The 24783-nt window shown below is 64.5% G+C and carries 24 protein-coding genes and 1 pseudogene; 15 read left to right on the top strand and 10 right to left on the bottom strand.

Annotation, left to right across the window (positions count from 1 at the left end; translation table 11 throughout):
* Positions 1 to 27: 27 nt before the first annotated feature.
* The 6 genes from WS95_RS02220 to WS95_RS02195 form a co-directional block, all read right to left on the bottom strand.
* On the bottom strand, positions 28 to 2250 hold the full coding sequence (locus tag WS95_RS02220; RefSeq protein ID WP_059822051.1) for a tetratricopeptide repeat protein: 2223 nt from the start codon (positions 2248 to 2250) through the stop codon (positions 28 to 30).
* A 179-nt stretch (positions 2251 to 2429) separates the two neighbouring features.
* Positions 2430 to 3092, bottom strand: a complete 663-nt coding sequence (locus tag WS95_RS02215; RefSeq protein WP_059822050.1) for a PulJ/GspJ family protein — start codon at positions 3090 to 3092, stop codon at positions 2430 to 2432.
* A complete protein-coding gene (gspI, locus tag WS95_RS02210) occupies positions 3076 to 3507 on the bottom strand; it encodes a type II secretion system minor pseudopilin GspI (protein WP_059822751.1) in 432 nt (143 codons plus the stop codon). The genes WS95_RS02215 and gspI overlap by 17 nt, the downstream gene beginning before the upstream one ends.
* A 292-nt stretch (positions 3508 to 3799) precedes the next feature.
* The gene (locus WS95_RS02205; RefSeq protein WP_034204546.1) at positions 3800 to 4006 is read right to left on the bottom strand and encodes a hypothetical protein; all 207 of its coding nucleotides are present in this window, start codon (positions 4004 to 4006) and stop codon (positions 3800 to 3802) included.
* 304 nt (positions 4007 to 4310) lie between these two features.
* On the bottom strand, positions 4311 to 4910 hold the full coding sequence (locus WS95_RS02200) for an alpha-ketoglutarate-dependent dioxygenase AlkB family protein (protein ID WP_257139553.1): 600 nt from the start codon (positions 4908 to 4910) through the stop codon (positions 4311 to 4313).
* 167 nt (positions 4911 to 5077) lie between these two features.
* The gene (locus WS95_RS02195; protein WP_059822046.1) at positions 5078 to 6223 is read right to left on the bottom strand and encodes a metallophosphoesterase; all 1146 of its coding nucleotides are present in this window, start codon (positions 6221 to 6223) and stop codon (positions 5078 to 5080) included.
* Between WS95_RS02195 and WS95_RS35530 the strand changes: the two genes are divergently transcribed.
* The 6 genes from WS95_RS35530 (at position 6176) to WS95_RS02165 (ending at position 13055) form a co-directional block, all read left to right on the top strand.
* On the top strand, positions 6176 to 7042 hold the full coding sequence (locus WS95_RS35530) for a hypothetical protein (RefSeq protein ID WP_257139552.1): 867 nt from the start codon (positions 6176 to 6178) through the stop codon (positions 7040 to 7042). The genes WS95_RS02195 and WS95_RS35530 overlap by 48 nt on opposite strands.
* Before the next feature lie 108 nt (positions 7043 to 7150).
* Complete coding sequence (locus WS95_RS02185; protein ID WP_034204543.1) at positions 7151 to 7444, top strand: hypothetical protein; 294 nt, start codon at positions 7151 to 7153, stop codon at positions 7442 to 7444.
* A complete protein-coding gene (mdtN, locus tag WS95_RS02180) occupies positions 7441 to 8490 on the top strand; it encodes a multidrug transporter subunit MdtN (RefSeq protein ID WP_034204542.1) in 1050 nt (349 codons plus the stop codon). The genes WS95_RS02185 and mdtN overlap by 4 nt, the downstream gene beginning before the upstream one ends.
* Positions 8471 to 10516, top strand: coding sequence for an FUSC family protein (locus tag WS95_RS02175; RefSeq protein ID WP_059822044.1), 2046 nt, complete (start codon positions 8471 to 8473; stop codon positions 10514 to 10516). Before mdtN ends, WS95_RS02175 begins: the two co-directional genes overlap by 20 nt.
* Positions 10503 to 12047 (top strand): TolC family protein, encoded by a 1545-nt coding sequence (locus tag WS95_RS02170; RefSeq protein WP_059822042.1) that lies wholly within the window; start codon positions 10503 to 10505, stop codon positions 12045 to 12047. Before WS95_RS02175 ends, WS95_RS02170 begins: the two co-directional genes overlap by 14 nt.
* Before the next feature lie 300 nt (positions 12048 to 12347).
* Positions 12348 to 13055 carry an MgtC/SapB family protein gene (locus tag WS95_RS02165; RefSeq protein ID WP_027780999.1) on the top strand — a complete coding sequence of 236 codons (708 nt, stop codon included), beginning with the start codon at positions 12348 to 12350 and terminating at the stop codon, positions 13053 to 13055.
* Between the two features lie 38 nt (positions 13056 to 13093).
* Here the strand turns inward: WS95_RS02165 and WS95_RS02160 are convergent, their stop codons facing one another.
* Positions 13094 to 13813, bottom strand: a complete 720-nt coding sequence (locus WS95_RS02160) for an autoinducer binding domain-containing protein (RefSeq protein WP_034204539.1) — start codon at positions 13811 to 13813, stop codon at positions 13094 to 13096.
* A 73-nt stretch (positions 13814 to 13886) separates the two neighbouring features.
* Between WS95_RS02160 and WS95_RS02155 the strand changes: the two genes are divergently transcribed.
* The 3 genes from WS95_RS02155 to WS95_RS02145 all read left to right on the top strand — a co-directional run bounded on the left by WS95_RS02155 (position 13887) and on the right by WS95_RS02145 (position 15962).
* Positions 13887 to 14330, top strand: a complete 444-nt coding sequence (locus tag WS95_RS02155) for a DUF4902 domain-containing protein (RefSeq protein WP_059782995.1) — start codon at positions 13887 to 13889, stop codon at positions 14328 to 14330.
* Positions 14331 to 14540: 210 nt separating this feature from the next.
* Positions 14541 to 15149 (top strand): acyl-homoserine-lactone synthase, encoded by a 609-nt coding sequence (locus tag WS95_RS02150; protein WP_034204537.1) that lies wholly within the window; start codon positions 14541 to 14543, stop codon positions 15147 to 15149.
* 51 nt (positions 15150 to 15200) lie between these two features.
* On the top strand, positions 15201 to 15962 hold the full coding sequence (locus WS95_RS02145; RefSeq protein WP_179949031.1) for a hypothetical protein: 762 nt from the start codon (positions 15201 to 15203) through the stop codon (positions 15960 to 15962).
* A gap of 181 nt (positions 15963 to 16143) precedes the next feature.
* Here the strand turns inward: WS95_RS02145 and WS95_RS02140 are convergent, their stop codons facing one another.
* Positions 16144 to 16434 (bottom strand): hypothetical protein, encoded by a 291-nt coding sequence (locus tag WS95_RS02140; protein ID WP_059782991.1) that lies wholly within the window; start codon positions 16432 to 16434, stop codon positions 16144 to 16146.
* Positions 16435 to 16732: 298 nt separating this feature from the next.
* On the opposite strand from WS95_RS02140, the gene WS95_RS02135 reads away from it, so the two are divergent.
* On the top strand, positions 16733 to 17119 hold the full coding sequence (locus tag WS95_RS02135; protein WP_059782989.1) for a VOC family protein: 387 nt from the start codon (positions 16733 to 16735) through the stop codon (positions 17117 to 17119).
* Here WS95_RS02135 and WS95_RS34600 read toward each other — a convergent pair.
* Together WS95_RS34600 and WS95_RS02130 are read right to left on the bottom strand one after the other, a co-directional pair.
* Positions 17034 to 17375 carry a hypothetical protein gene (locus tag WS95_RS34600; RefSeq protein ID WP_230624757.1) on the bottom strand — a complete coding sequence of 114 codons (342 nt, stop codon included), beginning with the start codon at positions 17373 to 17375 and terminating at the stop codon, positions 17034 to 17036. The two genes, WS95_RS02135 and WS95_RS34600, sit on opposite strands and share 86 nt — an antisense overlap.
* 89 nt (positions 17376 to 17464) lie before the next feature.
* Positions 17465 to 18169, bottom strand: a complete 705-nt coding sequence (locus WS95_RS02130; protein ID WP_059822040.1) for a glutathione S-transferase — start codon at positions 18167 to 18169, stop codon at positions 17465 to 17467.
* Positions 18170 to 18315: 146 nt separating this feature from the next.
* On the opposite strand from WS95_RS02130, the gene WS95_RS02125 reads away from it, so the two are divergent.
* From WS95_RS02125 to WS95_RS34585, 5 genes and pseudogenes are all read left to right on the top strand, one after another.
* Positions 18316 to 18891, top strand: coding sequence for a TetR/AcrR family transcriptional regulator (locus WS95_RS02125; RefSeq protein ID WP_059782987.1), 576 nt, complete (start codon positions 18316 to 18318; stop codon positions 18889 to 18891).
* Positions 18892 to 20475: 1584 nt separating this feature from the next.
* Positions 20476 to 21969, top strand: coding sequence for a hypothetical protein (locus WS95_RS34595; protein WP_156444423.1), 1494 nt, complete (start codon positions 20476 to 20478; stop codon positions 21967 to 21969).
* A gap of 2 nt (positions 21970 to 21971) precedes the next feature.
* On the top strand, positions 21972 to 22757 hold the full coding sequence (locus WS95_RS34590; RefSeq protein ID WP_156444422.1) for a hypothetical protein: 786 nt from the start codon (positions 21972 to 21974) through the stop codon (positions 22755 to 22757).
* 69 nt (positions 22758 to 22826) lie between these two features.
* Positions 22827 to 23386 (top strand): annotated as a pseudogene (locus WS95_RS32565) (transposase); the annotation flags it as partial.
* A gap of 214 nt (positions 23387 to 23600) precedes the next feature.
* Positions 23601 to 24677: a hypothetical protein gene (locus tag WS95_RS34585; RefSeq protein ID WP_156444421.1), complete on the top strand. Its 1077-nt coding sequence runs from the start codon at positions 23601 to 23603 to the stop codon at positions 24675 to 24677.
* Positions 24678 to 24783 lie beyond the last annotated feature (106 nt).

Raw genomic sequence — 24783 nt, 5'->3', positions numbered from 1 at the left:
TGTCGCTGTTCGTGTCGCGTGTCGTGTCTAACGTGTCATCGGCGCGATCGCGGCATGCACCGCGTCGATCGCGCCCGTCCAGTCGCCCGGCGCGGCCTGCCGGAACAGCCGCGCGGACGGATACCACGGGCTGTCGCCGCGGGTCCGCATCCAGCGCCATTCCGCGGGATCGGGCAGCAGCACCCACACCGCGTGGCCCAGCGCGCCCGCCAGGTGCGCGACGGCGGAATCGACCGCGATCACGAGATCCAGCGCGCCGATCAACGCGGCCGTGTCCGCGAAGTCGCCGAGTTCGTCGTCGACGCGCAGCACCGGCGCCGCCGCGAGCAGCGCCGCGTCGCGTTCGCGCACGGGTTTTTGCAGGCTGATCCAGTCGACGTCGAGATCGAACAGCGGCGCGAGCCGCGCGAAATCGATCGACCGGTTGTGATCGTTGCGATGCGCCGGATTGCCGGCCCAAGCGATCCCGATCCGCGGCCGGCGCCGTTCGCCGAGCAGCGCCTCCCACTGGCGCGTGCGCTGCGGGTCGGCATGCAGATAGGCGCCGGCATACGGAATCGTGGCTGCGTCGGTGCGGAACGCGTGCGGCAGGCTCAACAGCGGCGCCTGGCAGTCGAACGCCGGCAGCGGATCGCCGCGCGCGATCACGTCGACCGCTCCGGGCAGCGACGCCATCAGCGCGCGCAATGGCGGCTGCACCTCGAACACGACCCGTGCACCGCGCGCGGCCACCAGCGGCACGTAGCGACAGAAATGCAGCGTGTCGCCGAACCCTTGTTCCGCATGAATCAGCACCGTCCGGCCGTCGAGCGGCGTGTCGCCCTGCCACGCCGGCTGCGTGAACGGCCGGTAGTGCCGCGCCAACTGCGTGTCGCGCAGCCGCCATTCGTATTCGGGCCAGCCGCGCGCGAAATCGCCTTCGATCAGATACAGCGACGCGCGCGCGAAATGCGCTTCGGCGTAGTCGGGACGCAACGCGATCGCGCGGTCGTACGCGGCAAGGGCATCGTCCGGGCGCGCCGTTTCGAAATACAGGTTGCCGCGGTTGAGCCAGTTCGTCGCGTGGTCGGGACGCAGCGCGAGCGCACGGTCGAGCGACGCCATCGCTTCGTCGTAGCGATGCAGGTCCTGCAATACGTTGCTGCGGTTGGTCCAGGCTTCGGCGAACCCCGCGTCGCGCGCGAGCGCGGCGTCGTAGCTGGCCAGCGCGTCGTCGTAGCGTTTCAGGTAACGCAACGCGGTGCCGCGGTTGCACAACGTCTCCACCGAGTGCGGATCGAGCGCCAGTGCACGCGCATAGGCCGCCAGCGCATCGTCGTGGCGCTCGAGCTGCAGCAGCGCGTTGCCGCGGCTCGCATGGGCGCGGACATGATCCGGATCGAACGCCAGCACGCGCTCGCAGCGGGCCAGCGCCTCGTCCGCGCGGCCGAGCCGTTCGAGCGCGACCGCGCTGTTGTAGAGCACGTCGATCCGCGCGGGATCGGCCGCGATCGCTTCGTTGAACGCGTCGAGCGCCTCACCCGGTCGATCGAGATCGATCAACGTACTGCCGCGCTCGGCCAGGATCGCGGTCACGCCGGGCCGGATCGCGTTTGCGCGCTCGAAGCACTGCAGCGCATCGGCAGGCCGCTGCAGTTCGCGCAGCACGAGACCGCGATTGAACCACGATTCGAACGAACGCGGATCGACCATCAGTGCGCGGTCGTAGGTATCGAGCGCCTCGTCGAAGCGGCGCAGCGCACGCAGCGCGCTGCCGCGATTGCACAGCGCATCGAGGACGAGCGGCGACACCGCGAGCGCACGGTCGAACGACGCGAGCGCGTCGTCGTAGCGTCGCAATCCGAGCAGCGTATTGCCGCGGCGTACGAGCGTCTGCACGTCGTCGGGCGTCGTGCGCAGCGCGGCCGCGAAATGCTCGAGCGCCTCGCCGACGCGGCCGCGCTCGCCGGCGATCGCGCCGAGATCCGACAGGACGCGCGTACCGGGCGCGATCGCGATCGACTGGCGCAGCAACGCTTCGGCGGCGTCGGCCGCGCCGCGCTGGAATTGCAGCACGCCGTACAGGTGCAATGCCTGGGGGTTGTCGGGCTCCCTCTCCAGCACGGCGAGATAGTCGCGCGCCGCGTCGTCGAACCGTCCGGCGCTGTGCGAGTGTTGTGCGCGGCTCAGGATCGCCGCCGATTGCCGTTGACCGCGCGCATCGAGTCCCGACGCGCCCGCGTGTGCATCATGCCGGTGCTCGACCGTCACGTTCGCCCCCCTTCCCGTTTGCCGATGCCGCCGCCGGCCCGGTTCGGCGGAACCGGTCGCAGCGGTCATGCTCGTCACGAGACTAACGGACGGGTAATAACAGACGTATGACGAAAGTTACGGACCATTTTGTCCGGGGGACGGATCGCGTGGCGCGCCGCGAGCGCCCCGCGCCGCCGTCACTGGCCGATCGGGATCGTCCGCACGTATTCGACTGCCGGCGCGCCCATCGTGACCGCGAAGCGCACGCCGCGCGGCAGCGGCATGCCGAGCGACGTGATGTTGCTGACGCCGTGCTGGGCGAGAAACTGCGCATAGCTCTGCTCGATGGCGGTCTGGCTCGTCGTCCATCCGCCCGGGGGAATCCACACGGCAAGCTGCATCGTCCGCGTATCGTTGCTGACCACCACGCGCGCGAACCCATCCATGTGCTTCAGTGCATCCTCCACGTCGGCCAGCGATGCAAGCGGCTGCGACGCGCTGCGCGCGAGCTCGCGCCCCTCGAGCTGGTAGCGCACGACCTGCATCTGCGCCGGTCCGCCACCGACGCCGAGATGGCGCACCATCACGAGCTCGTTCGGCCGGATGCGCAGCGGCGGCCCGAACACTTCGTCGGCCGTCACGAGGTTGATCAGGTCGAACTGCAGCTGGGAGAAGTAACGTCCGAGCAGACGTGTTTGCGCCAGATTCGACGCGATATCGTCGCGCCCGCGAATCGTCGCGTCGAGGCCGCGCCACGACAGCAGCGCGATCACGGCGAGCAGCGCGATCGCGACCAGCATCTCGATCAGCGTGAAGCCGCGGGCGCGCCCGGCCCCTCGACGTTCAGCGGCGCGCTTCATTCTGGATCACCGTGACGACTTCGGCGAGCACGTTGCGGCTCGATGCGGACGGATAGACGCTCACCGTCACGCGCCGCACGAGCGGGCTCGGCAGCGCGGCCACCGACCGGCGGCACACGAAACGGTAGCGGCCCTGCGGGCACGCGAACGTGTTCGCGCCGACGGGCGGCCAGGTCGATGCGATGCGGATCTCGCCGAGCGCGTTGTCGGCGCTCCACAGCGCGAGCAGACGCATGCGCGCCGTGTCGGTGTCCGACGCGAGCGCGCCGATCGCGCGCATCACGGCGCCCAGCGCCACGGCCACGATCGCCAGCGCGATCAGCACCTCGATCAGCGTGAATCCCCGTTCCGGCGCCCGCGTCGTGCGCGGTCCGCCGCGCGCAGGGTGGTGGTAGTCGGTTCTGTCGTCGCACATGACCTGCATCATTCTCGTCGATGGGTCGGCGTCCGGCGCCCAAGCCGCGGCGCAGGCCGCGTCGCCGGCGCGACGGACGCCGTGCCCGGACGTTAAGCGCGACGTATGGCACGCACGTGTCGAATGGTACGGACCATTCGGCGCGGCGGGCGCGGGCGAACAGGCGCGCCCGCGCGATGCGCGCATCGCGCGGGGCACAAGACGGAAGATGGAAAACGATCGGGAAAGCCACCGCCCGGCAGCGAACGGCCGACGGTGAGGACGATCCTCGGGCGGGATCGCCGCGACGGCGTCAGGCCGTCACGGCGGCGTCATATTCGGCGCGGGCGAGCTGGCCGGCGGCGTATGCCTCGGCTTCGCCGCGAAAGCCTTCGCGGCTGAACGCCACGACTTTCACGCCGACGCCGGTCGCCCGCTTCACCGTCAGCGCCCATTGCCATCCGCCGTCTTGCTCGAAGACGTGCAGCGAGGGTGCGAAGGAAGGGTCGAGTACGGTCACGCGTTTTGCTCCTGCCCCGTTGCGCGCTGCGTCGGCAGCGCACGGAGGCATATCGAAAAGGTCGCGCCGGCACGCCGACGCGGTTCTGTCATTCGACAGTTTATTCAAGAATTGTTGCGACGCACCATCAGAGGTTTCACTCACCTATCGGAACCGGGCGGTTGATCGTATCTACCTGAAAGCCTTGCGGGACGAGCCTCAGCGGCACGCCGAGGCGCCCGGCACCGCGTTCGTGCGGCAACGTGCCGCACGCCGGGCCAATTGCTTGCACCACCCTTTCGTGGATCGGGAAACGGGGCGCGATCTATCCGCCCATCATCGACACGCGCCGGAAGGTCAGGTTCACGCGTTCGCCCTGCACGGCCGGCGCCTTCGGCACGCGGTGCTGCCATTCGGCCTGCGTGCGTCCGCGCATCACGAGCAGGCTGCCGTGCACGAGGCGGTACGCATGCGTGACGCCGGTCGCGCGATGGCGAAGATCGAACACGCGCATCGCACCGAGACTCACCGACGCGATTACTGGCGCGTCGCCGAGTTCGGGTTCGTTGTCCGCATGCCAGCCGAGGCTGTCGAGCCCGTTGCGATAGCGATTGAGCAGCACGCTGTTGAAGCGCACGTCGCACGTCGCCTCGACCGCATGCTTCAGTCCGAGCACGGCCGGCGTCCATGGCTCGGGTACGTTGCGGATGCCCGAGTACACGTACACGGCATCCGGTTCGCCTTGCCACGCGGTGAGCCGCGGCAACGGAATGCGTCCGCGCGGCGTACGAATCGTGTCCTGCCGCCACGCGACCTCGTCGATCAGCGCGGCCAGCGCGCGATCGGCGTCGGGCGGCGCGAGCCAGTCCGGATACCAGTCCACGTCGGGCACGGGCGTATTGGCGAAGAGATCGGGCGTGGACATGTCGGCAGGCACGGGTGAGGAACGAAGCGAACGACGCATGTCTGCATACTAGCCAACGGCGCCGTGCGCCGCCATGCGCTGTCATTCGCCGCCGAAAGGCCGAAAGGAAGCCGCGGTGCACCGCGATGCGCGTTCGTCTCGCGCGACGGCCGCCTCCCGGCCATCGGCTAACCGCGCGTCAGTCGGATCAGCGCGATCTCGGACGGCACGCCGAAGCGGTTCGGCGGTCCCCAGTAGCCGGTGCCGCGGCTCGTATACAGCCACATGTCGCCGAAGCGGTTCAGCCCGCCGATCACCGGCTGCTGCAGTCGCACGAACGGCGGCCACGGCAGAAACTGGCCGCCATGCGTGTGCCCCGACAACTGCACGGTAAAGCCCGCGCGATTCGCCGCTTCCGCGCTGCGCGGCTGGTGCGCGAGCAGGATCTTCGTGCCGACGTCGCGCGGCGCACCGGCCAGCGCCTGCGCGGGGTCGCTGCGATGGGCGGGATCGAATCCGCCCGCCGTGAAATCGGTGACGCCCGCGAGCACCGCCCGCGCGCCGCCGCGCTCGATCACCACGTGCTCGTTCAGCAGCACCGTCAGCCCGATACGACGAAACTCGTCGATCCACGCATGCGCACCCGCGTAGTACTCGTGGTTGCCCGTCACGAGGAAGGTGCCGTGCCGCGAACGCATCTCGCCGAGCGGCGCCGTGTGGTCGCGCAGACGCTTGACCGAACCGTCCACCACATCGCCCGTCACGACCACGAGGTCGGCGTCGAGCGCATTGACCGCACGCACGATCCGTTCGATGTAGGGCCGCTTGATCGTCGGCCCGACGTGAATGTCGGACAGTTGCACGATCGTCAATCCGTCGAGCGCGGCCGGCAGCCCCGCGACCGGAATCGACACGCGCTTGACCGCCGCCGTGCGGCGCGCGCCGACGAACCCGATCGCGGTCACGAGCACCGCGGCCGCCAGCACGCCGAGCGCCGTGTCGGGCGCGGCGCCGCTCCACGCGCCGTCATGCCCGAGATGCCGCCACGCGAGCACGCCGAGCAACACGATGTCGCGCAGCAACGTCAGCACCAGCAGCGACGAGAAGAAGCCCATCGCGAGCGCGCCGGCCCAGCCGACCAGCGTCGCCGCCCACCCTTCGTCGAAGCGGCGCGAGAACATGCCGACCGGAATCAACACGACGAAACTCGCCAGCACGAGCGCCGCGATCGTGCGCGCGAGCGGCGACACGAACGCATCGGGAACGATCCGCATCCCGACATACAGATGGAACAGCACGCCGATTGCAATGAACCGGACAAAGAAACTTCGCATGGAACGTTCGCCTTCGTTGCACTACCGCTTCCGCGACGCGCGTCGCACGGGCCGCGATGCCCGGTGCCGCGTGTCGCACCATACGCACGATGGTACACAGATCCCGGCCGCGACGACGGGTCGCGCCCGGCAGTGCCGCGCCGTACGACTTTGCGTGATCGTCGGCCATCCACCCGGCGTCGCGACCACGCATCGACGCCGTTCGTCGCGACGCTCGACCGCGACGTCATCGGCCAGCGCGACGCGAGCGCGATCCGCGCCTTCCCGAAGCGCACGGCCGCCGACATGCAGCGCATGCTGCGTGGACGCAACCGGGTCGGCAACTTCGAGACGGCCTGCAGGGTGATCGTCGAGAACGTCGTCGTACTGCCCGAAGGCACCGCGCGCCGTCATGCGAAGACGATGGCGCCGCGCCTCGTCGCGCTCGAAGGCGACTGGGCCGAGCGCCGGTTACCGATCCGCGTCGCCGATCGCGATGCGCTGCCGCGCTTCGCACGCGATCTCGTCGGCCTGCTCGTCGAGGATGCGCGCGGCGAGCCGGGCCGCCCGGATTCGCACGGGTTCGGGCAGCAATCGGCGATTTGCGTGCCGATTCCGCTGCGCCCACACGGCAAATTCCGCGGCGCGATTGCGTCTGACGATCCTTTACAGTCCCTTAGCAACCCTACGCGAATGGCTGCTGGCAGAATCGCAGCGGTCCGGCCATCGCTGCCGACCCGCGCTGCCGGACCGTTCGGCATGACCGACGGCGCGGCCACGGCCGGCCTCGCCGCATGCCGTGAACGCATGCCGGATCGCTGGCGATCCACATCGCGCTGATTTATGATCGGCTCCGTATCCCGGAATCGTCGTCGCGGCCCGGCCGGTCGCGACGATCTGCATTGCGCCGCGCCCGGCATCCACCCTCAACGTCGAGCTCGTCACACCATGAGAAAAACAACGCCGCGCGCGCCCCTGAGCGCCGCCGCCGTCCTGGCGCCCGCCCTGCCGCTCGCGGGCTGCGCATCGCGCGGCGCGCCGTCCTACGTGCTGTTCGGCGCGTACTTCCCGCTGTGGCTCGTCAGCGCGATCGTCGGCATCGTCGGCGCCATCGTCGCGCACCGCGTGTTCGTCGCGACCGGCTGGGCCGCGACGGTGCCCTACCAGCTTGCCGTCTGCACCGCGATCGGGCTCGTGGTCGCCGTGATCGTCTGGCTCACCGGCACGGGGCCGTTCGCATGAAGGCCGCCGGCATCGCCCGCCCCTCCGTCAAAGGCCGCGCGATCGCGCTCGCGATCGTCGCGCTCGGCATCGCGGCGCTCGCGTACGCGTACCACCGCACGACGGCCTATCCGTCCACCGACGACGCGTCGATCGACGCGGACGTCGTGCACGTCGCGTCGCCGGTCGGCGGCCGCATCGTGCAGCTCGCGGTGCATGAAAACCAGCGCGTCGCGAAAGGCGACCTGCTGTACGTGATCGATCCCGTGCCGTACCGGCTGAGCGTCGCGCAGGCGCAGGCCGATCTCGAGCTCGCGCGCGCGTCGCTCGACACGCGCCGCCGCTCGCTGATCGGCGAGCGCTCGAACGCGTCCGTCGCCGCCGAGCAGGTCAAGCGCGCGACGCAGAACTACGATCTCGCGACCCGCGACGTGAACCGGCTTGCACCGCTCGCCGCGCAGGGCTACGTCAGCGCGCAGCAGTTCGATCAGGCGAAGGTGCGCCAGCGCGACGCGTCCGTTTCGCTCGCGCAGGCGCAGGAGCAGCAGCGCGCGTCCGCGCAGACGATCGGCGACGACGCCGACGCGATCGCGACGCTGCATGCGCGCGAAGCCGCGCTGGCCCGCGCGCAGCATGCGCTCGACGATACGGTCGTGCGCGCGCCGCACGACGGGCTCGTGACGGGCCTGAGCGTGCTCCCCGGCGAAACCCTCGCGCCGAATCAGTCGATCTTCACGCTGATCGACGCGAGCGAATGGTTCGCCGTGGGTAATTTCCGCGAGACGTCGCTCAATCGCATCGCGGTCGGCGACTGCGCGACCGTCTATTCGATGATCGACCGCGGCCGCCCGATGACGGGCAAGGTCGTCGGCATCGGCGCCGGCATCGCGGACAGCGACCGCATCAACCTGCCGCGCTCGCTGCCGATCGTGCAGCGCTCGGTGAACTGGGTGCACGTCGCGCAGCGCTTCCCCGTGCGCGTGAAGCTCGACGAACCCGACGGCAAGCTCGTGCGTGTCGGCGCGAGCGCGATCGTCGAGGTCCGGCATGGCTCTGCCTGCCGCTGACGTCCGCTCGCCGGGCCCGCGCGAAGTCCTGCGGCTGCTCGCGCCGTTTCCGGGGCGCGCGGCCATGGCCGTGCGCGTCGCGCTGATCTGCGCGCTCGTGGTGCTCGTGACGAGCGGATACGGCACGCCGGAAGCCGCGATTTCCGCGTACGTCGTGTTCTTCCTGAACCGCGCCGATCGCGTGACGAGCGCCATGCTCGCCGTCGCGATGCTGTTGCTCGTCACGCTCGTGATCGCGCTCGTGATCGGCGTCGCGATCTTCAGCATCGAGTATTCGGTGCTGCGCGTCGCGTGCATGGCCGTGCTGTCGGTCGGCCTGCTCTACCTGACGTCCGCCAGCAAGCTGCGCCCGGTCGGCGCGATCCTCGCGATGATCGTCGGCTTCGGGCTCGACCAGCTCGGCCTCGCGCCGTTCGGCGAAGCCGCGACGCGCGCGCTGCTCTATGCATGGCTGATGGTCGCGATCCCGGTCGGCGTGGCGATCGTCGTCAACCTGCTGATCGCGCCGTCGCCGCGCACGCTCGCGCATACGCAGCTCGCGACGCGGCTGCGGCTCGCCGCGCGGCGGCTGCGCGGCGACGACGACGCGCGCGCCGCGTTCGACGCAAGCCTGCGCGAAGGCGACCGGCAGTTGCTCACGTGGCTCAAGCTGTCGAAGCTCGAAGGCTCGTCGTCGGGCGCCGATGTCGTCGCGTTGCGGCAGGCCGTCGCGTCGAGCACCGCGCTGCTCGTCGCGGTCGCGCTTGCCGATCGCGAACCGGAGGCGCGACTGCCCGACGCTTTCGCCATGCCGATCGCGACGACGCTCGACGAGATGGCCGCGATCCTTGAACAGGGCGGCTATCCGGTCGACGTGACACTCGCGCTGCCGGCCGCCGATGCGCTGCCGCCGCTCGCACGCGTCGTCGCGACGGACCTGCACGCCGCGATCGCGCAGTTCGCGCAACCGCCCGCCATCGACGCGCCTGCCGCATCAACCGACACCACCGACACGCGCGCCGCCGACGAACCGGCGCAGGCCACCGCACCGCCCGCCCCACGCGGCGGCTTCTTCGTGCCCGACGCGCGGACCAATCCCGACCACATCCGCTATGCGCTGAAGACGACGGCAGCCGCGATGTTCTGCTACCTGCTGTACTCGCAGCTCGACTGGTCCGGCATCCATACCTGCTTCATCACTTGCTACATGGTGTCGCTCGGCTCGACGGCCGAAACGGTCGAGAAGCTCACGCTGCGCATCGCCGGCTGCATCGTCGGCGCGCTGATCGGCACCGCCGCGCTCGTGTTCGTCGTCCCGTCGCTATCGTCGATCGGCGAGCTGATGGCGCTCGTCTTCGCCGGCGCGTGGCTGTCCGCGTGGGTCGCGTTCGGATCGCCGCGCATCGCGTACGCGGGCTTCCAGGTCGCGTTCGCGTTCTTCCTGTGCGTCATCCAGGGTGCGGGCCCCGGCTTCGACCTGACGCTCGCGCGCGATCGCACGATCGGCATCCTGCTCGGCAACGTCGTCGTGTATCTCGTGTTCACGCGCATCTGGCCGGTCAGCATCGGCAAGCAGATCGACACGGCGCTCGCGGCGCTGCTCGACCAGTGGCGGCGCGTGGCGCAGATCGCGCAGCCGGCCGAACGACGCGCGCTGGCCGCCGAAGCGTTCGCCCGCCACGGCGCGATCTCGCAGGAGCTCGGCCTGATCCATTACGAACCGTCGTGGGTGCGGCCGGCCGCGACGTGGCTCGCCGCACGGCGGCGCGCGCTCGCGGAACTCGGCGCGATCGAAGGCCCGTTGTTCCTGCTCGCCGAACGCAAGCCCGGCGACGCGGCGATCGGCGCGCAACTCGCGCGCGTGACCGCGCCGGCCGACGACGCAACCGCGCCCCGCACGGATGCCCCGCCGCCACCGCCGGGCGCCGCCCCCACCGACCCCGCGCGCGACGCGCTGCTGAACCTGATCGACACGCGGCTCGCCCATATCGCCGACGCCGCCCGTCAAGCCACACCGAAGGAGCCTGCCCCTCATGCGTCTACCTGAACCGCCGGCCGCCTCGATCGCCGCCGCCGCGCTCGCGACCGCGGTCGCGCTGGCCGGCTGCGTGACGTCGTCGATCGATCTGGCGCCGGAGGCGTCCGACCGCCCGTGGCAGCCGCAAACGTCGGCCGCGGGCGACATCGTGGCGGCGCCGCCGCGCGCTTCCGCACAAGGTGCACACGACTACACGCTGCCCGCATCGCCGGCGCTCGCGTCGGTTCCGGCGCCGGCCGCGCTCGATGCCGCGCATGCGTACACGCTGCCCGAGCTCATCGATCTCGCGGAATCCGCGAACCCGCTGACCCGCATCGCCTGGAACGACGCGCGCAACGCGGCGCTCGCGGTTGGCCTCGCCAAGTCCGCGTATCTGCCGCGCCTGTCGGCGACGGCAATGGGCGCGTACCAGGCGAACCACGGCTCGACGTCGACGATCCTCGGCGATTCGTCCAGCAACACCACCGTGCACGGCACGATTTCGGCGCTGTCGCTGCAATGGCTGCTGTTCGATTTCGGCGGCCGCGCGGCGCGCGTCGAAGCGGCCGAACAGGCGTCGATCGCGTCGAACGTCGCGTTCACGGCCGTGCACCAGCAGGTCATCCACGACGTGACGGTCTCCTACTACCGCTACGAAGCCGCACGCTCGCGCGCGCTCAGCGCAAAACAGGGCCTCGCGAACGCGGATGCGATTCTCGCGGCGTCGCGCGCGCGGCTCCAGCACGGCGTCGGCACCGTCGTCGAACTCGCGCAGGCGACGCAGAACCGCGCGCAGGCGAACCTCGCGCTCGTGCAGGCGAACGGCGCCGAAAGCGACGGCTACCTCGCCCTCGTCTCCGCACTCGGCATCTCGCCGCTGTCGAAGCCGACGATCGCCGCGCTGCCGAAGCGGCCGCTGCCGCCCGCGCTCGGTTCGTCGGTCGACGCGATCGTGTCGGACGCGATCGCGCGCCGTCCCGACCTGCAGGGTGCGTTCGCGGTCGAAAAGGCCAATCGCGCGAAGATCAAGGCCGCGCAAGCCGCGTTCATGCCGAAGATCTTCCTGTCCGCGTCGACGTCGTATGCGAGCGGCGGCGCGTCCATCTCCGCGCTGCCCGCGATCGGCGACCAGGCGCCGACCGTCAACCTGAACGGCAGCCGCTACGGCGGCGGCGTATTCCTCGGCGTGACGATCCCGCTGTACGACGGCGGTCTGCGCTCGGCCGTGCTGATGCAGGCGCGCAACGACGCGGAAAGCGCGTCCGCGCGCCTCACGCGGACCAAGGAGGAAGCGGTGCGCCAGGTCGTCGCCGCGCAGAACGCGGTACAGACGAGCCTGGCGTCGCACGACGCCGCGAAGGCGCTCGTCGATGCCGCGCAAACGAGCTACGACGCGGCGCTGACCGCGTACCGGAACGGCGTCGGCTCGGTCACCGACGCGACGATCGCGCAAAGCCAGTTGCTCGCCGCGCGCAACGCGGAGGTCGACAGCTATGCCGGCGCATTGTCGGCCGCCGCCGCGCTCGCGCTCGCGACGGGCACGATCGGCTCGGCGCAGTAGCGCAGCCAGGCGGTTGACGCGGGCGCGCGCCGCCCACTAGAATGCCGCCCATTCTTCCTTCAGGAACCATCGTGGACAGTTGCAGCACTCCGTTGCGTGCGCCGCTTGCCGCCTGAACGCCTGTCCGCCGCAGTTCTCCTGCCCCGGCTCGCGTTCCGCGAGCCGCACGCCATCCGTTTCACATTGAACGACGCATTCGCGCGGTACAGTACCGCGCGATGACGGCTATCGCCGCGTCGCCTTCGGCCTTGCGTCGCGGCGACGCCAGTCGGCATGCGCTTCTTGCACGGCAGGACAACCATGACTTTCGATTTCGCACTCCGTCTTTTCACCGCGTTCGCCTGCGGCGTCGCCATCGGCCTCGAACGCCAGATGCGCCAGCGCACGGCCGGCCTGCGCACCATTACGCTCGTCGCGAGCGGCGCGTGCCTGTTCGTCACGCTAGGCGTGCTGACCGGTAACGGCGTCGCGGGCGTCACGCAGATCGCCGCGTACGTCGTGTCGGGCGTCGGCTTCCTCGGCGGCGGTGTGATCATGCGCGACAAGGGTTCGATCCAGGGCATCAACACGGCCGCGACGCTGTGGTGCTCGGCTGCCGTCGGCGTGTTGTCCGGCTCCGGTCACTACGTGCCCGCGCTCGCCGGCACGGGCGTCGTGCTGCTCACCAATACGGTGCTGCGCGGCGTCAGCCAGGCCATCAACGCGACGCCCGTCTCGAATGCCGACCTCGTGCGCGAATACCAGATCACCGTGATTTGCCTCGCCGCCGACGAAGTGCACATCCGCACGCTGCTGTCGAACGCGATGTATGCGAAGCCGCTGTCGTTCCAGAGCCTCACGAGCGAGGACGTGCCCGAGCAGCCGGACCGGCTGAAGGTGACCGCGACGCTGAAGCTGCATCCGAAGGATCAGCAGAAGCTCGAGCAGATCGCGAGCCGGATGAGCATGGAGAAAAGCATTTCCAGCGTGAGCTGGACCGCAAAGGAAGCGGAGCCGATGATGGAATGAGCCGCGCGGCGGCCGCCGCATCCGGCGCCGCCGTCGCGTCAGGGCGCGTCGATGAGCCCGGCCGAGATCGCCTTGACGACCGCCTGGACCTTGTTGGTCGCGCCGAGCTTCTCGAGGATGTTGTTCACGTGGAAGTTGACCGTCCGCTCCGAGATGCTGAGGATCTGGCCGATTTCGCACGCAGTCTTGCCCTCGGCCGTCCAGCACAGTACCTCGCGCTCGCGCGCGGTCAGCGTGACGCCCGCCGCGGGCGACAACTTCGGCACCATGAAGCGGCTCATCAGCGAATGCGACAGGTTCGCGAGCCAGTTCGTCTGCAGCGTCAGCATGTTGATCTCGGCCGGCGTCAGCCGGTCGGCATGACGGGCGATGCTCAGCAGGCCGAACGCGCCGCGCGCCGCCCAACTCGACTGCGCGACGCCCACCGACAGCCCGAAATCGCGCGCGTCCTGCCACAGCGGGCAGGGCTCGATGTTGTCGACGTCGGGCCAGACGATCATGTTGGTGCTGAGCGCGCCATCGCGAACCGTTGAGTCGATCTCGATATAGTTCTGCGCCTGATAGTGCGCCATCCAGCCGTCCGGATAGGTATCGAAGATGGCGACCGCCGGCTTCGAGACAGGCAGCGGTACGCGAATGCCGTAACAGCAGTATTCGAATCCCAGCCGCTTGGAATAGGCGGCGATCCGCTGGAAGAGCTGCTGCTCGTCTTCCGCGGCGCTGAATTGTTGGTAGGCATCCTGCCAGCGCAGTTCCATTCTTTCTCCGACAACGTCACGCTGTCATACTTGTCAGGTTCCAGCACCCGTTCGAGGCTGATACATTCCGCGCATGACTTCACCCTTGCTGCACCCTGTCCCCGGCCCGTCCCCGGACGGCTACGTACGCCTGTCAGAAGGCGCACTGGCCGCACTCGTGCTCGACCATGTCGCGAGCGGCCTCGACCCCTCGCTGCTGGCCGAATTGCGCGACAACGCGATCGACGCCCGCCTCGCCGGTTATACCGAATGGCATCGCGCCGCCGGTGCCGGCGTCGCGTACGTGACGGTCGGCTGGGACTGGTACCTCGAACGCGCGACGGGCACGTTCGTGATCGCGGGCGGCGACGTCCGCAGCAACGTGATGGCCACCGACGCCAAAGGCGCCGACATCGGCATGGTCCGCACGGCAGCCGCGCTCGCCGCGCGGCTCGCCGCCATCGACTGGCCTGCCGCGGTCGCGTCGGCTCTGCTCGCGCACAACGACGCCTATCATGCCGGTCCGACGCTCCAGTGACAACCGGCCGCACATTCTTCTGACGATTCTGCGCGACTGGCGGTCTTTATAAGCAAAAGTTGCCTGGTTTTCAATCCCGGCGATCAAGAAACCGTTACCACCACGCAAATGGCGTCTTTACGCCGTCACCCTGTAAGAGTTACCAGTTACAGGCTCCTCGTGCCGCGCGCTGTAATGGATGCATACCAAAGCACAGATCCGAGGACATCCATGCAGACCTTCGTTCACGAGGAAGGGCGGTTGCCACACGAACTCGCGGCGGATCTCGGGCGCTATCGGCGCCGCGTGTTCGTCGAACAGCTCGGTTGGGCGCTCCCGTCGGCGAACGAAAGTTTCGAGCGTGACCAGTTCGATCGCGACGATACCGTCTACGTGTTCGCGCGAAACGCCGACGGCGACATGTGCGGATGCGCGCGCCTGCTGCCGACGACGCGCCCGTATCTGCTGAAGTCGCTGTTCGCCGATCTGGTCGCCGAGGACATGCCGCTACCGCAATCGGCCGCCGTCTGGGAGTTGTCCCGATTCGCGGCGACCGACGCCGAAGGCGGGCCGGGCAATGCCGAATGGGCCGTGCGCCCGATGCTCGCGGCCGTCGTCGAATGCGCGGCGCAGCTCGGCGCGCGCCAGCTGATCGGCGTGACGTTCGCGAGCATGGAGCGGCTGTTCCGTCGGATCGGCATACACGCGCACCGTGCAGGCCCGCCGAAGCAGGTGGACGGACGTCTGGTGGTCGCGTGCTGGATCGACATCGATCCGCAAACGTTTGCTGCGCTAGGAATCGAGCCGGGGCAGGCCGCCCGGCAAGCTATCGCCGCCTGAGCCGGAACGCGCGTTTCCGTCCGGGCGGCATCGTAACGAAGGAGAACCAACGTGGACCAGTCCCAGGTCTTTCGCGCGATGATGCCAGGATTGACGAGCGCCGACGGCGCCCGCATCGCGGTCGCCTACCCGTCGTTTCCCAGGCCGTTGCCGCTCGTGCGGCTCGATCGCCGCGGGCTCGTGTTTCGTGCCGCCGGCGCCGCGCCGCTCGTGTGCGGGCTGCCGCGCCCGGCCACCCTGCTGGTCGCGGACGAGCCGCTGTGCTCGCTGCGCCTCGTGATCCGCGACATCGTCGCGACCGGCGACGGCCGGCACGACCTGACGATGCAGCCGTCCGGCGCCGCCGGCGACGAATTGCTGTGGCACGCGTTGCGCGATCGCGAGCCGTACCGGCGGATCCAGCATCCGCTCGCGCCGGTCGATCTGCCCGCCGCCATCGACCGCGAACAAGCGCCGGCCGGCGAAACCGCCGCGCGCCCGTCGCGCAGCGCGGCTTTCCGCCTGCCGTGCCACAGCGACGCACTGTTCTTCGCGGACTGGCTCGAATATCACTTCGACGAATTGCGCGCGCTGTCGCAACAGCACGGGCCGCAACTGCAGCTCAATCAGCTCGAACGACAGGTTGACGATGACGAGGTCGGCGTGCGTTTCGTCTACGACATCGACGGGCATGCGACGCGGCACGCATTGACCGACTGCGCACGCGAGGCGTGTGCATGGATCGAGACGGAGATGCGCAGCAAATACGCGCTGCCCGTCGCGCAAGAGCGGTTCGGCGCATTCGCGGCGCACGCACGGGCCGCCGGCATGTGAACGAGGCCATGCTACGCGGCGGCAAGTTGTGCGGATACAACGAGCGCTTGCAAACGTTCGGGTTTTCCCTTAAATTTACGTCTGTCTCCTCCATGTCTCCAAACATGGATTCAGCCCGCTCAAGCAGCGGGCTTTTTTATTGCCGGCGTGGATTGCGGGGCCACATCATTTTCCATTCCGGCTAGCCGGCCAGGTGCACGCCAGCCGGGCGCAGCCAGTAGTGATGCACCGCAAATATCAACGCGACCGCCACGACCACTGCCAGCAGCAGATACAACCAGCCCTTCCTGGTCGACGGCAGGTCCGTCAGGGCCCCGACGTCGCCCGTCAGCGCCGCCAACGCGACCACCGCCAGCCCGGCCAGTACCAACGTCCCCTTCGCCACCCATCCGAAAGCGGCCTCCAGTCCGGCCACCCATCGCGACTGACGATATGGTCCGGCAATCGGCCGACGAAGATCGGGCTCGTCCATTCGTCACCGCCCTGCCGGCATGTGCCTATCCGCGCGTCGTACGGCAGGCACGGCGAACACACGAATTCGACTGGTTTGCGAATGAGTCGCCGCTGCGACGCGGAGTGCGCATAAGGGATCGAGAAGCGTCATGTTTTTCCTTTCGCGAGACGAGGCTCGACAATTCGACCCGTTTGCTCAGGCCGGATCGATATCGTTCGATACGGCGAGTATCGCCGGAAACACGATCCGCTCGCATCGCCCAATCCGGATCGGCCGGCTTATCATTGACCGCCCGCCACTTCCCGCCGAGGCCATCTTGCACGCCCATCTGCGTATCGCCCGCCCGGTCGCCAACCTCGCCCGCACCGAGCGCATGTATCGCGACGCCCTCGATCTGTCGGTACTGGCGCGCTTCGAAGATCACGACGGCTTTTCCGGCGTGATGCTCGGACGCGCGGGCCTCGACTATCACTTCGAGTTCACGCACTGTCCCGATCATCCGATCGCGCCGTCGCCGACGCCCGAGGATCTGATCGTGTTCTACCTGCCCGATCGTCCGGAATGGGAAGCCGCGTGCGCGCGCGCGACCGCACACGGCTTCATGCCGGTGACGTCGTTCAATCCGTATTGGGAAATATCAGGCCAGACTTTCGAGGATGCCGATGGCTATCGGATCGTGTTGCAGAACGGCACGTGGCGCTGACAGGCACACGCGCGTGAGCCGTTACGCGGCGGCGCGGCCGTCGAGGCGGACATGCCTCCGCGCCCGCCGGCCTCCAGCGACGTAGCGTCAGGCATTCGGTTTCGATTCGACGGCATGATCGCCACGCGAGATTGGTGAACAGTTGCCGCCGATTGGTAAACAGTTGCCGCCCTTCGTTTCCATGCTCCGTGCCAAGGCCGGATTGCTTATGTCCTCCGAACGGAATGTCCACGCCTTGGGTGTGAATTTCATTCACCGATCGTTGGGACGCAGCAATCTGGCGGGCAAACGAAACCGCAGCACGGCGCACCGCGGCTCAAACGCGAAAGCAGTCGTCCACAAACATCAATCGGATGTCCCGCTCAGCGCCGAGAATGCCGGCTGATTTCTTACGCTGGGGCGCTCCTTCATCCTCGCGTACCACGCATGAAGCGCCACGTATTCGGCAGGCACCGGCAGTTTCACGATCGACGCGAAGATCAAACCGCCGATCACCGTGATGTCGGCCATCGAGAAGGCTTCCCCGGCGACAAACGGCTGTCTTTTCAAAACCTCGTCGAAGTAACGCATGCCCCTCAGGGCTTTGTCGCGTTGACGGAATCCCCACTCGGGGTTCTGATAGGTTTCGACGTCCGGCCCCAGCCCCGGCGTGCCGTGGTGGAAATAGACGCTGATGGCGTCGAGCAGCTCCAGCTCGGCGCGCTTGCTCATCATGTGGATCAAGCCCTGTTCGAGCGGTGTCCTGCCGGTGAGCGTGGGCGCGCCATCGAGCGCGTCCAGGTATTGGGTAATGGCCGTGCATTCGGCAATGAGCGTCCCGTCGTCGAGTTCGAGCACCGGCAGCGTGCCCGAGTAGTTCTTCTGCGCAATGAATTCCGGCCTTTTGTGCTCCCCTTTATAAAGGTCGACCATCGCAAACTCGACACACGATTGAAGGTTCTTCTCGGCCACGGCGATGCGCACGCGTGTCGGATAGGGTCCCGTCGGAAAATCGTGGATCTTCATCAAGGGAAGCTTGGTTGCATCGAAATCGAGGATGTCGGAACTCATCGTTAAGCCTCTACAGTGCGGTTGCGTCGGAATAGACGGTGTCGGAGCCTGCGGTGTTACTACCCTACCTGCCACATGGTAGGTTTACTGTAGAAGGTATAATCGCCCCCGTCAACACTCCTTTTTTGAATTGCGAGGCCGTAGCAGTGAAGAACGAGACAAGCTCAAACTCCAAGGAGAACATCCTGGCGGCCGCCACAAAGGTCGCGCAGGCGCATGGCTACGGCGGGCTGAATTTTCGCGATCTCGCGGACGTCGTCGGCATCAAGGCTGCCAGCGTCTACCATCACTTCCCGAGCAAGGCCGATCTGGGCGCGGCGGTCGCGAGGCGCTATTGGGAGGATTCGGCCGCTACGCTGGAAGCACTGTTGGCCGAATCCTCGGATCCGCTCCAGTGTCTTCGCCAGTATCCCGACACGTTCCGCAAGGCGCTCGAGAACGGTAACCGCATGTGCCTCTGCAGTTTCATGGCCGCCGAAAGCGACGACCTGCCGGCGGCGGTGATGAAAGAGGTCCAGGCGTTTGCCGATGTCAATGTCGCGTGGCTGAGTAAAGTGCTGTCCGCGGCGGCAGTGGGTAGCGCCGAAGCGTGCGAACAACGGGCTCGCGCCATCTTCGCCGCCGTTGCCGGCGCTCAGCTCATTGCCAGAAGCCGTTCGGATATCGCGCTATACGACACCTTGATAGAGACTTACCGCGTGGCAGGTCTCCTGCCGGCATAGGGGCGTGCGTGCGCGACGTAATCGCCCGCAAAACCGACGAATGCACGACCGGGCTCTTCGTCGCGTGGGGGACCCGGCCTTCCATTGGTATCGGAACGTTGACAACGACGTTGTCCATTGTCCAACCGCGTTAATCGTGCCGCGCGAAATGAGTCGGCAAGCGCTGCGCGGCGATGGGCGACGTCGGTGCTCCAGCAATCGGCGAGTATTTCAGGGCCTCGGCCGACAGCAGGAGATGTAGCCGGGAAAGGCCGCAATGCGGACACCGGTCCGGGGCAATCAGCAGGAGAGCATCAAGCGACACGAGGGCTGATCGCCAACGAGCCCCCAGGAGGGAGGCCCAAATCACAAGACCTTTTTATTGGTTCCGCGCGATCGTGAGACGAGAGGATCACAGCATGTTCGCACCACGAAAGACGACTTCCGGTCGCCTTCGGGCGTAGCCCGGGAAAGCCGTCAAGGCCAAGTGCTGGCCCGAGGTCAGCTTGCTTGCAGTGCGCGCGCAAATCTCATCGGAAAATGGCGTAGCTTTTCGAAAAAGCTACGCCAGAACGCCAAGTTTCCCGATGTTCGGAAGTGTCGATACGATTTGCGATCAACCTGACTTTCGGTCAAAACCCTTTACCAGAAAGCCTCTCCAGGACAAATCGCTTGCCAGACGAGCGTCCCGAAGACTCCCGAATTTCCATCACTCGTTTTCTTCGAAGTAATGAATTGGCCTTATTCCGCAAGCCTGACTCTTGAAAGTTACGCCAAAACCTACGCCGCGCGCAGCGGCGCTGATGCGTGGTCAAACGCCATGCCCAACACCCGCTCGGCATGCAATTTTTTGAGGCAAGTGACCTCCCAGTCGAATCGAACCTTCGGATGGCCCCATTCGACGGCACGCCGACACGACCCCGAAGCTTCGAACGGTATTCGCCCCCGTTCCGACCAGTCGTCCACAGGCCTCGATGGCTGGCGCGGCGGCCCTTCGATGCACAGCTTCTCAGGCGGCGAATTAGGTGACCCAAATCCACAAGGACGCCCCCAAGCCAAACAGTCACTGTTCCAGATGGAATTCATTTCCGCGCCTGCCAAGACGAGTGTCGGGTTCGAATGTTTCAAAACGACCGATTCGACGCGTCGGCGTCTGACCGGTCACCGGAATGTGAAATCACGTCATGGCTCGGACACAACGCAGTTTCGCTTGCAATTCTTCCGACCTATCAGATCTCTTACACAAGTGTCGCCCTACCATTTCCCGGTTGACTATTGCCAACTACTCTTTATGCTTGGTCGTTAGAACTCGATGTGAAGTGCTGAAAAAAGCAAAAAAGGGGACCGCCAATGCCAACTCGTCGAGACTTCCTCGTCGCCGGAGCGACTGTCGTTGCTGCGGCCAATGCGCCGACTGACTCGTCAGCTCAAGCTGATGCAGCGGCCCTCGCAACTAGCTCTACTCCACCTCTTCCCTCGGTCCCAGCGATTGGCACCGACCGACTCGGTAGTGCGTCATCGGTAAAATTACTAGGTGACGTTCGCCCCTCGAGCTGGCACTCGCTGAAGGTTGCGCTTTCTCAGCAGTTTGGCAGCGCAGGTCTCATGACGGACCCAGTCAATTCGTGGCTAAGCACATTCGATTTGTCCTTCGACGAAATCGCCACACATGCAGTATGTGAAGGCGGCGAGAATCTCTACAGTCCAGACCCGGCAGCCACACCTAGACTCGCTTATGAACCTCAACTTTACGACGCGCTCCTTCGAAGCGCAGGGACGTTACTTGACAGATGTTTGGCGTATCGTCGAGAAATGGGTGAATTCGAGGTAGCTGGAGTTAAAGCAGCTCTTGATTATCTTGCGTTTCTCAAGCTTAGCCCTATCACCAGAAACCTGGATGATCTATCAATCCAAGACGACCGAGCCATCGGAAATTATTCGATGCAACAAAAAGCCGGTCAAGTCTTTGGGAAAGGCACAGATGTTATCGATAAGGGTCTCGCTGTGCAAGCTTTGGGCAGTGCCGATGATGCCCTCAAATTCTTCCACAAGGAACAAGCGAGACGGGCGGCTCTTCATCAAAAAAGCGATCTGATCCGAGACGCGCAGCTTGCTCTATTTACACGCTACATCAGTCCGGGCACGGCATACAATTATGCCGAACGTTACTTGCGTTTAAAATCCCTCCTTGCCGAAGATATAGCCGAGGCATATCAAAAAATATTTTGCGCCGCAGCCGGTATCTATTCCGTACTCGACATTTCTAAACTGCGCCCCTTGAGCGGGAACAGTGGAAACATCAATGTATTGATTCCCAGATTCCGGACGTCTTCCATAACAGATGGAACAGTGTCATTGTGGGTAAAAGGAGTTATTCCTGAAGTGAACTCGCGAGCACCTGACATACTTGACGCATTTGTTTTATGGACTCGCCAAGCCATGCGTGAAATTGAGAAACGCGCCCAGTACGAAATCGAGCAATCTTTTTCGATTCCCTTGAATCAGCGATGGACAAGTACTGGCGGGCATGATATTCTTACCGACAAACAAATATCGGACGCAATGGACGTGAACGGATCGGGCACGGTTTCATTTCAACTTCCCATCGATTCGTTACCATTTAGTGCTAATCTGCGCGCAATTCGTATAATTGGTATTGGGCTGACCGTCACCCATGCGCAAGAGGATGCATATCCAACCGAGTATTTGAACGGCTATCCATCGGCATATAGCGACGCCGAACAGCAGACTAAGAGAACTCTGACCGGTGCCGCTACGGAAGCAAAGCGAGCACGGTTGAACGCTACAGTGCAATTACCTGCACAAAAATCGGCATTCCAAGACACCTACTCTCGGCCGCCCATTTTTCTCGCCAATGTACGACTACAAGGCGGAACGAGTGGTGAACTCGAACCAGATATCACTACGGATCCGGGCTGCCGCAACGCAAATCCATTTGGCCAAACATGGTCAATATCCTTCGACAAGCGGAGCATCCTCTGGTACGCAAGCGCTAGCGAACCTGGCACAAGAAGTTGGGTTACTGGGCTTATTCTGCACTTGCGCATTCGCGCATTACCGGACGGATATGGAGTTTAGGTATGCACGTTACGTCGCACCACGGCGAATACCTGCCCTTGCCATCCGATGAGTCGGCTCCTCCCGCTGCGACCATCGTTACCGGCTTAGACTTTATCAAGACTGGAACCATCGACGCGCTGGGAAGTGGGATTTCTGTTGCACTATCCATAGATGCGCTTGCTACTGTCGGCACCCTAACGGCGGTCGAGGCCGTCGGTCTAGCTGCCGCCACAATGACCGGAGGATTAGGCGTTGCTTTTGTCGGAATCGGCTTAGTTGCGGAATTCACTGATAACGAACAACTTGGTAGATATAAAGAGCAGATCGAGGCATTTTCGGCTCTATACGGGCAGTATGCTGCTGCCGCCACCGCGATTTTGGGTGGAACTTTCGAGCAGGTAGAGAGCGCAGCGAACATTGGACAGCATACCGGCGAGCTCCTCGAATTCAAGGATTCTCTCCTTGACTTTCGCAAGGAACCGTCAGAGCTTGGATTGGTCGATACTTTCCTAAATGGACAAAACGCAGCGGATTCTACATCATATTTCTTGGGCGATAAATTCTCGAACGATCTAGGAAATCTAATTAACAACATTGACGCTAACAACCAAAATTATGGCGACGAGGGAGGAGTGAACTCGCCTTCAATTGATGTAGGCGATCGCCCAGGGAATGGAGAACTTGCCATCCCCCCAGACGAAAGCTCAAACATACCCGACAACGGCGATGCGAACAGCAGCAGCGATGGAGATGAAGGTGGAGGTGGAGGCGACGATCCTTGGGATGGTGATTTTGAAGAATTCTAAACATTCATATTAATTTTTTTGCAAAAGTCGATCATAGGCCGGTCAGAAATTTCGTGGTTGAGGCATAATATTCTCCCAAGGAGTGTTTATGCCAGCAAACCAAAAGCCCAACCTATAGAACTGCTGGCGATTCCCGCCGAGTTGCTTGAAAAGTTCGGTAACGGCCCGATGACGGCCGAAGGCGTCAATACCACGACACTGGCTCTCAAGAAGGCCTTGATCGAGCGGGCGCTGGGTGGCGAGATGAACCATTACCTGGGCTATCCGCCGAGCGCTGCCGAGCCGGCCGCCGTCACGAACCCGCGCAACGGCACCGGCGCCAAGACCGTTCTGACCGAAGACGGCCCGATTCGCATCGAGGTGCCGCGCGGCCGGAACGGCAGCTTCAAGCCGCTGCTGATCCCCAACGGGCTTCGACGACAAGATCGTCGCCCTGAATGCCCGCGGCATGACCGTGCGGGAGATTCAGGGCTTTTTGCAGGAACAATATGGCACCGAGGTCTCGTCCGATTTCATCAGCTCGGGTCACCGACGAGGTCATGGCTGAGGTGACGGCCTGGCAGGCTCGGCCGCTTGAGCCGATGTACCCAGCCATCTTCTTCGACGCGTTGCGAGTCAAGATCCGAGATATCTACGGCATCACGGTGACCAATGTAAGGGGGATTCGGTGCACATCCGAATCTCTTTGCCAACCACTGGACAACCGGGTACATCAAGATCAAAATCTTCACGGTCGCTGAGAACGTCGACGCGCCGACCGGGAAGATTATTTGATGGAGTCGCCATACTTTTCGATCGACAAATGCGCTCAGAAATAGACCACGCCAAAGATGATCGAAAATAATGAATACCGCAGATATCGACAAAATTAAAAATGAAATTTTCTCGATGGATCAAGTCGAGATCATCAATATTGCCGACAAAATATTACGCCGAGTAACGAGCTTTGCCAGCGCATTATACAATCGCATTGGGAGAACAATTGGTTTTAGCTGGAGAGATGATGCGGAATCAACCGCGTCCACCTATCATGAGACAAGCGAAAGCGACCGGGTTATCTTCAGCTACCAGTTTGCCATAGATATTTATCGTGACGCGCGTCTGCTCAGCAGGTTGGCTCGCGTTCATTTTTGCGATCCCAAGTACAAACAGATATTTGGCACATTATCTTCTGATCGCCTTGGGGTATTGCCGGCGGGATGCAGCGAAGAGAAATGTTCGCAACTGATGTTTGAGGCAACTTTGGAATGGGTGTTTTTCCATGAAATGGCCCATCTTTCTCAGGGACACATTGGAATTCGCGACTCATTTCATCCAAAAAAGAGCGTACGTGTGATTGAGGAATTGAGGGTCGGTCTCATCACACCTTTGCGAGGTCAAGCAGCGCTCATCTCGCACGTAACCGAGATCGCCGCTGACCACGAAGGACTCGTGATTTGGCTTCAATATCGCTCTGTTTTGAATCAGAATTCTATTCCGTATGCTGACGTTTACATGGCAATATGCGGGATGACGTGCCTCTTCAATAGGTTCTATGGATCGTCCAGCAAAGATTTCAATTCAAAACCCGAGGGTTCACATCCCAATTCCGCTATGAGGTGGGAGCTTCTCCTCACGACGTTTTTTGGATATTTCCTTGATGAAACGGTGCGAGACCGTTTTCGCGATTGGCAGTACAGTGCAGACGAGCTACTCAAGCACCTTACGGAGGCTAATGCGCTGGCGAACTTGCATTGGATTATGTGCCATGGCAAGCGAGGAATGGACCCACTTGCTTTTATTAGTGTAGCGAAATTGGATAACCCTGCAACCAGGAAATATTTACGACATATCGTTCCGACTCTTCAAAATGACCCTGAACCAGAATTAGTCCCGGTCGGAAGTGGAGATTTCCGGCTTGTGACCCTGAACCAGAATTAGTCCCGGTCGGAAGTGGAGATTTCCGGCTTGTGACCCTGAACCAGAATTAGTCCCGGTCGGAAGTGGAGATTTCCGGCTTGGTTGAGTTGTCAGGCGAGGCGGATTC

It is taken from the genome of Burkholderia sp. MSMB1826, assembly GCF_001526325.1.
Taxonomy (GTDB): domain Bacteria; phylum Pseudomonadota; class Gammaproteobacteria; order Burkholderiales; family Burkholderiaceae; genus Burkholderia.
The sequence above is the reverse complement of the archived record's forward strand: the minus strand, read 5'-3'. Positions and strand labels throughout refer to the sequence as shown.

Coding starts and splice junctions, on each gene's coding strand:
- WS95_RS02215 (WP_059822050.1), bottom strand. CDS start 3,092: ATGAAGCGCGCCGCTGAACGTCGAGGGGCCGGGCGCGCCCGCGGCTTC.
- gspI (WP_059822751.1), bottom strand. CDS start 3,507: ATGTGCGACGACAGAACCGACTACCACCACCCTGCGCGCGGCGGACCG.
- WS95_RS02200 (WP_257139553.1), bottom strand. CDS start 4,910: ATGTCCACGCCCGATCTCTTCGCCAATACGCCCGTGCCCGACGTGGAC.
- WS95_RS35530 (WP_257139552.1), top strand. CDS start 6,176: ATGGAACAGCACGCCGATTGCAATGAACCGGACAAAGAAACTTCGCAT.
- WS95_RS02195 (WP_059822046.1), bottom strand. CDS start 6,223: ATGCGAAGTTTCTTTGTCCGGTTCATTGCAATCGGCGTGCTGTTCCAT.
- WS95_RS02185 (WP_034204543.1), top strand. CDS start 7,151: ATGAGAAAAACAACGCCGCGCGCGCCCCTGAGCGCCGCCGCCGTCCTG.
- mdtN (WP_034204542.1), top strand. CDS start 7,441: ATGAAGGCCGCCGGCATCGCCCGCCCCTCCGTCAAAGGCCGCGCGATC.
- WS95_RS02175 (WP_059822044.1), top strand. CDS start 8,471: ATGGCTCTGCCTGCCGCTGACGTCCGCTCGCCGGGCCCGCGCGAAGTC.
- WS95_RS02170 (WP_059822042.1), top strand. CDS start 10,503: ATGCGTCTACCTGAACCGCCGGCCGCCTCGATCGCCGCCGCCGCGCTC.
- WS95_RS02165 (WP_027780999.1), top strand. CDS start 12,348: ATGACTTTCGATTTCGCACTCCGTCTTTTCACCGCGTTCGCCTGCGGC.
- WS95_RS02160 (WP_034204539.1), bottom strand. CDS start 13,813: ATGGAACTGCGCTGGCAGGATGCCTACCAACAATTCAGCGCCGCGGAA.
- WS95_RS02155 (WP_059782995.1), top strand. CDS start 13,887: ATGACTTCACCCTTGCTGCACCCTGTCCCCGGCCCGTCCCCGGACGGC.
- WS95_RS02150 (WP_034204537.1), top strand. CDS start 14,541: ATGCAGACCTTCGTTCACGAGGAAGGGCGGTTGCCACACGAACTCGCG.
- WS95_RS02140 (WP_059782991.1), bottom strand. CDS start 16,434: ATGGACGAGCCCGATCTTCGTCGGCCGATTGCCGGACCATATCGTCAG.
- WS95_RS02130 (WP_059822040.1), bottom strand. CDS start 18,169: ATGAGTTCCGACATCCTCGATTTCGATGCAACCAAGCTTCCCTTGATG.
- WS95_RS34595 (WP_156444423.1), top strand. CDS start 20,476: ATGACGGACCCAGTCAATTCGTGGCTAAGCACATTCGATTTGTCCTTC.
- WS95_RS34590 (WP_156444422.1), top strand. CDS start 21,972: ATGCACGTTACGTCGCACCACGGCGAATACCTGCCCTTGCCATCCGAT.
- WS95_RS34585 (WP_156444421.1), top strand. CDS start 23,601: ATGAATACCGCAGATATCGACAAAATTAAAAATGAAATTTTCTCGATG.